We start from the raw sequence: 6,000 nt of genomic DNA, 5'->3' as shown, positions 1-6,000 counted from the left end.
CCTTCGCGAGCAGGCTCGCTCCCACAGTTTGATCTCCAGTGAATGCCAATCCTGGGGCCGCCTGAAATACCTGTGGGAGCGAGCCTGCTCGCGAAGGCGATCTCAATAGCCCCGCAAAAAGCAGGAACGATCTCATCCCGGGAATGATCTAGTCTTGGCACGCCCCAGGGAGAGATCGCCATGCACCGCTTCTTCGAACAGCTCAGCTCGCGCATCGCCGCGCCGTTCTTGGGCGAAAGTTCACGCAACAGCAAGGTCTGGCCGTGTCGTTGCGGGCAGTCGCTGTTCTTTCGCAACAGCCAGTGCCTGGCCTGTTCGGCGGCGTTGGGTTATCAGCCAGAGCAAAGTCGCTTGTCCTCACTGCAGCCGGGGGAGCAGGCGGGCACCTGGCTGCTTGATGTCGATCCGGAGGCTGGCCTGTTTCGACGTTGCGCCAATCTGGACTCCCCGGCGGCCTGTAATTGGTTGCTGCCTGCCAATGACCATGAGGCCTTGTGCGTTGCCTGCAGTCTCAATCGCACCATTCCCGATCTGTCGATAGCCGCCAATCACGAGCGCTGGCGCAAGGTGGAAACCGCCAAGCGGCGTCTGGTCGCGCAACTGGTCAGCCTGGGATTGCAGGTGGTTCCCAGGACAGTTGATGAAGAGGCAGGCCTGGCCTTCGATTTCATCGGCATGGACTTCGAAGGCAAGCCGCCCACCACCGGGCACGCCAATGGCCTGATCACCCTCGATATCAAGGAAGCCGACGACGCGCACCGCGAACAGGTGCGGGCGCAATTGCACGAACCCTATCGCACGCTGCTCGGGCATTTCCGTCACGAAGTCGGGCATTACTACTGGGACCGCTTGATCGCCAACAGCCATTGGCTGGAACCCTTTCGCCGGTTGTTCGGCGATGAGCGCGCCAGCTATGCCGAAGCCCTCGAGCGACATTATCAGCAAGGCGCGCCGCTCGACTGGCAGCAGCACTGCGTCAGCACCTACGCGACCATGCACCCGTGGGAAGACTGGGCGGAAACCTGGGCGCATTACCTGCACATGATGGACGCCGTGGACACCGCACTGGGCTTTGGCATGAGCGCCCGGGAATTGGACTTCGACTATCAGCCGTTTGCGCCTGAAGCCCTCTACGATCCCCGGCATCCCGGAGGCGCGGCTTTTCTGTCGTTCGTCAACGCATGGATCGAACTGGCCGGCATGCTCAATGAACTCTCACGCAGCATGGGGCAGCCGGATTTCTATCCGTTCGTCCTGCCGCTTGCGGTGATCACCAGGCTGCACTTTATCCACCTGGTGATTCAGCAAGAGGGCGGCAGGGCGGATGAGTTGCTTGAGGCGCAATAGCAAGTGCTTGAACCCCCTCATTTTTTTAATCCGAAACCAACGGTTGTAACTTCGCCTCAGATAGGTACAATGGCGCGGCTCGCCGACAGGTGAGCGTCGTTATGGTGACCCCATCGGTCCCCCCGCAACGATCAGCCGTGAACCCGGTCAGGCCTGGAAGGGAGCAGCCGCAGCGGTGACATTGTGTGCCGGGGTGTGGCTGGTGGGGTTACCACCTTAACGCCACGCGAGTGCTCTCTCGCGTTATTCTTCTGAAAAAAACCTTCTCTAGCTGCCAGGATCTTGTCCGGGGCGGTTTTTTGTCGTTTCCGATTTATCCACAGCCGCAGGCTCGCCACCGACATACAGCCGAACAGTCTCATCGATCTCCCCGGACGTCTTCATCCGTACCAGGGTGCGCAGAATGCGCTCCACCGGCACTCGCGGGTCGTTGCGTACGTAGCAGCCGACATTCTGCTCCTGCAGCACCGCGACGCTGTGCAGTTGCCGCTCCGGGAGCAGGCGCTGGTTGAACCAGTCCAGGCTCCATTGATTGCTGACGGCATAGCGGTTGCGGCCGGCGAGGAGTTTTTCCAGCACCTGTTCCTGGTTGCGTGCGTCGTCGCGATGCAACTGATCGGTGTCGAACAGCGGTTGCAGGGTCGGGTAGCTGTAGCTCAGCACAGTGCCCACGGACTGGTGTGGCAGATCCGCCGGGTTCACGGCGACGGGCTGCGCATGCCGGGCGATCAACAGGTCGGGCTGGGTAAAGAGCGGGATGCTCCAGATGTAGTTGCCGGACGGGTGGGGCAGCCACGATTGCGCGACATAACAGCGGACATCGATCTCGCCTTGTTCCATGGCGTTTTGCACTCGCCCGCGAGGCAACACATGGAATTCGGCCGGTACGCCGACCTGGGTCGCGAGACTGAGCATCAGGTCATAGAGGATACCCTGGGTCGGTTTGCCCCTTTCCAGTTGCACCATGGGCATGGTCCAACTGTCGGTTATCGCGAAGCGTAGCGGTGCTGGTGCGGCCGCGCCGTCCAGGCTGATCAACAGCAATGCCCCCAAGGCCAGCCTCATAAACACTCCGTTAAAAGCCCCCGATGTGCAGCTTAGCCAGAATACACGAGCGCACCGGATGCAATTTGTGCCTTGCTCCGCTAGCATTAGCCGCTTCTGCTTCCTTCGCTGCGACGGTTTTCGATGAGTTATCAGGTTCTTGCACGTAAATGGCGTCCGCGCTCGTTCCGCGAAATGGTCGGCCAGACCCATGTGCTCAAGGCTCTGATCAATGCCTTGGACAGCCAGCGGCTGCACCACGCCTACCTCTTTACCGGTACCCGTGGGGTCGGCAAGACCACCATCGCGCGGATCATTGCCAAATGTCTGAACTGTGAAACAGGTATCACTTCGACCCCCTGCGGCGAATGTTCGGTGTGCCGTGAAATCGACGAAGGCCGCTTTGTCGACCTGATCGAAATCGACGCCGCGAGCCGCACCAAGGTCGAAGATACCCGCGAATTGCTCGACAACGTGCAGTACGCCCCGAGCCGCGGGCGCTTCAAGGTCTACCTGATCGACGAAGTGCACATGCTTTCCAGCCATTCGTTCAACGCGCTGCTCAAAACCCTCGAGGAGCCGCCACCCTACGTCAAGTTCATCCTGGCGACCACTGACCCGCAGAAACTTCCGGCAACGATTCTGTCGCGGTGCCTGCAATTCTCCCTGAAGAACATGACGCCGGAACGCGTTGTCGAGCACTTGACCCACGTGCTGGGTGCCGAGAATGTGCCGTTCGAAGATGATGCACTGTGGTTGCTGGGCCGTGCCGCCGACGGGTCGATGCGCGATGCCATGAGCCTGACCGACCAGGCCATTGCCTTCGGTGAAGGCAAGGTCCTGGCCGCCGATGTGCGGGCGATGCTCGGGACCCTCGATCACGGGCAGGTCTACGACGTCCTGCATGCGCTGATCGAAGGCGATGCCAAGGCGTTGCTCGAAGCCGTCCGCCACCTGGCCGAACAGGGCCCGGACTGGAACGGCGTGCTTTCGGAAATTCTCAATGTGCTGCACCGCGTTGCCATCGCCCAGGCGTTGCCGGAAGGTGTCGATAACGGTCATGGCGACCGTGATCGCGTGCTGGCACTGGCCCAGGCGTTGCCGGCCGAAGACGTGCAGTTCTACTACCAGATGGGCCTGATCGGCCGCCGCGACTTGCCGCTGGCGCCGGATCCCCGGGGCGGTTTTGAAATGGTGTTGCTGCGGATGCTGGCGTTCCGCCCCGCAGACACCGCGGATGCCCCGAGGCAACCGCTAAAGCCAGTGGGGATCAGCCAGGCCACAGTTGATTCCGCAAACTCAGTGGCTGCCGCGCCGGTTGTTGCGCCGGTAGTCGCTGCGGCCGTTGCACCGATGGCGGCTGCACCCGTGGCAGCTCCAGCCCCTGCAGCGGAACCGGTAGCGCCTGTCGTTGTACCAGAACCTGCGCCAGAACCTGCGCCTGAGGTTGAAGCGGTGGTGGTCGAAGAGGTTGTCGACCTGCCATGGAATGACCCGGTCGAGCCTGCGCCTGTTCAGCAATCGGCGGTGGAGCCTGTACTGGAAACCGCCAGCGAACAACCCGAATTGCCACCGATGCCGTTGCCGACGCCGGACAGCGTGGTGCCGGACGCCCCGGAGTGGGCCGCCGCGCCGATCCCGGAACCTTCGGTGGCCGAGGTCGATGCCGCAACGCCGGGCATGGACCTGGATGACGAGCCGCCGCTGGACGAGGATTACATCGAGCCGGACATGGATTCGGCCTACAGTTACCTCGACGAACTGGCCAGCGAGCATGCCGCCGACCCGGCTCCGGAACCCGAGCCAGAGCCCGCGGCCATGCCGGCCACCGGCCTGGCCCTGCAATGGCTGGAGCTGTTCCCGAAATTGCCGATTTCCGGCATGACCGGCAGTATCGCCGCCAACTGCACGCTGATCGCGGTGGATGGCGACAATTGGCTGATGCACCTGGACCCGGCCCACAGTGCCTTGTTCAACGCCACTCAGCAGCGTCGCCTCAACGATGCGCTGAACCAGTATCACCAGCGCACGCTGACCCTGAACATCGAGCTGATCAAGCCCGAGCAGGAAACCCCGGCACAGGCGGCTTCACGTCGTCGCGCCGACCGCCAGCGCGAGGCGGAGGAATCGATCCACGGTGATCCGTTCATCCAGCAAATGATGCAGCAGTTCGGTGCGGTGATCCGTAACGATACTATTGAACCTGTCGACGCCCTGGTCACTCAGGGCTAATAACTGAAGGTGTCCGGCCGCATGGGCCGGGCGCTGTTTTGATCCAAGTACTTTTGAGGTGATTACCATGATGAAAGGTGGCATGGCCGGCCTGATGAAGCAGGCGCAGCAGATGCAGGAAAAAATGGCCAAGATGCAGGAAGAACTGGCCAACGCCGAAGTCACCGGTAAGGCCGGTGGCGATATGGTCACCGTGGTGATGACCGGTCGTCATGACGTCAAGAGCGTGACCATCGACCCAAGCCTGGTCGAAGGCATGAGCGAAGACGACAAGGAAATGCTCGAAGCGGTCATCGCATCCGCGGTCAACGATGCCGTGCGCAAGATCGAAGCCAACAGCCAGGACAAGATGGGCAGCATGACTGCCGGCATGCAACTGCCGCCGGGCATGAAGCTGCCATTCTGATTCGCGGAAGCGCGTCGGATCGGCTAACAGAAATGCCAGGCATAGCGCCTGGCATTTTTGTTTCTGGTCATCGGGCAGGTTGCATTTAAGGCATAAAGATAGATCGCATCGTTATAGCTGGTTATAAGAAATATCGCTATGCTGCGGGCCAGATTTCCCCTGCGATCGTTGTGGACGTATTCATGGAATTAGTGAACATCGGGTTGGTCGTCGCCGGGCTGGTTGTCGGCTTCATCGTCGGCATGACTGGCGTGGGTGGCGGGTCGCTCATGACGCCGATCCTGCTATGGTTCGGCATCAACCCGGCGACTGCGGTCGGTACCGATCTGCTGTACGCCGCCATCACCAAATCCAGCGGTGTACTGGTTCACCGAAAGAACAACAACATCGACTGGGCGATTACCGGCTGGCTGACCTTGGGCAGTGTGCCTGCGGTGGCGTTGACGCTGTGGTTTCTCAGCACCCTGCACAGCGCCCCCGAGGCGATGAACGCGATCATCAAGCAGGCTCTCGGTTTTGTGTTGTTTGCCACGGCGCTGGCGATCCTGTTCAAGAAGCGTTTGCTCGACTTCGCCCACAAACGCGCGGGCGGCAACTACAACCCCAGCGGATTGCGCCTGAATGCGATGACGGTCGTCACCGGGCTGGTCCTTGGCACCATGGTCGCGCTGACGTCCATCGGCGCCGGTGCACTGGGCACCGTGGCACTGTTCATTCTCTATCCGATGCTGCCGACCCGCCGCCTGGTGGGGACTGAAATCGCCCACGCCGTGCCGCTGACCCTGGTCGCGGGCCTTGGCCATGCCAGCATGGGCAACATGGATTGGCACGTCCTGGGTTACCTGCTGGTGGGCTCGTTGCCGGGGATTTACCTGGGCAGCCACCTGACCGGGCGCATCTCCGACGAACTGCTGCGCCCTTGCCTGGCGACCATGCTGTTGTTGATCGGTTACAAACTGGCGTTCTGATTC

General features: G+C 61.3%; 5 protein-coding genes and 1 other RNA gene. 5 read left to right on the top strand and 1 reads right to left on the bottom strand.

Annotated features, from left to right (window positions below; genetic code table 11):
* Positions 1–180 precede the first annotated feature (180 nt).
* A complete protein-coding gene (locus ACLD1X_RS15885) occupies positions 181–1,347 on the top strand; it encodes a zinc-binding metallopeptidase family protein (protein ID WP_429369191.1) in 1,167 nt (388 codons plus the stop codon).
* A 111-nt stretch (positions 1,348–1,458) separates the two neighbouring features.
* Positions 1,459–1,555: signal recognition particle sRNA small type (ffs, locus tag ACLD1X_RS15880), an RNA gene on the top strand.
* A gap of 59 nt (positions 1,556–1,614) precedes the next feature.
* Here ffs and ACLD1X_RS15875 read toward each other — a convergent pair.
* Complete coding sequence (locus ACLD1X_RS15875; protein WP_429369189.1) at positions 1,615–2,412, bottom strand: substrate-binding periplasmic protein; 798 nt, start codon at positions 2,410–2,412, stop codon at positions 1,615–1,617.
* A 123-nt stretch (positions 2,413–2,535) separates the two neighbouring features.
* Here ACLD1X_RS15875 and dnaX point away from each other — a divergent pair, with 123 nt between their 5' ends.
* From dnaX to ACLD1X_RS15860, 3 genes are all read left to right on the top strand, one after another.
* Positions 2,536–4,623 (top strand): DNA polymerase III subunit gamma/tau, encoded by a 2,088-nt coding sequence (gene dnaX / locus ACLD1X_RS15870; protein WP_429369187.1) that lies wholly within the window; start codon positions 2,536–2,538, stop codon positions 4,621–4,623.
* A 67-nt stretch (positions 4,624–4,690) separates the two neighbouring features.
* Positions 4,691–5,029, top strand: a complete 339-nt coding sequence (locus ACLD1X_RS15865; protein WP_007971455.1) for a YbaB/EbfC family nucleoid-associated protein — start codon at positions 4,691–4,693, stop codon at positions 5,027–5,029.
* 182 nt (positions 5,030–5,211) lie between these two features.
* Positions 5,212–5,997 (top strand): sulfite exporter TauE/SafE family protein, encoded by a 786-nt coding sequence (locus ACLD1X_RS15860; protein WP_429369185.1) that lies wholly within the window; start codon positions 5,212–5,214, stop codon positions 5,995–5,997.
* Positions 5,998–6,000: the final 3 nt, after the last annotated feature.

The sequence above is a fragment of the Pseudomonas sp. 18173 genome (genome assembly GCF_050432945.1).
In the GTDB taxonomy this organism is placed as follows: domain Bacteria; phylum Pseudomonadota; class Gammaproteobacteria; order Pseudomonadales; family Pseudomonadaceae; genus Aquipseudomonas.
The sequence above is the reverse complement of the archived record's forward strand: the minus strand, read 5'-3'. Positions and strand labels throughout refer to the sequence as shown.

Excerpts from the sequence above, each read along its gene's own strand:
- ACLD1X_RS15885 (WP_429369191.1), top strand. The coding sequence starts at position 181 with ATGCACCGCTTCTTCGAACAGCTCAGCTCGCGCATCGCCGCGCCGTTC.
- ACLD1X_RS15875 (WP_429369189.1), bottom strand. The coding sequence starts at position 2,412 with ATGAGGCTGGCCTTGGGGGCATTGCTGTTGATCAGCCTGGACGGCGCG.
- dnaX (WP_429369187.1), top strand. The coding sequence starts at position 2,536 with ATGAGTTATCAGGTTCTTGCACGTAAATGGCGTCCGCGCTCGTTCCGC.
- ACLD1X_RS15865 (WP_007971455.1), top strand. The coding sequence starts at position 4,691 with ATGATGAAAGGTGGCATGGCCGGCCTGATGAAGCAGGCGCAGCAGATG.
- ACLD1X_RS15860 (WP_429369185.1), top strand. The coding sequence starts at position 5,212 with ATGGAATTAGTGAACATCGGGTTGGTCGTCGCCGGGCTGGTTGTCGGC.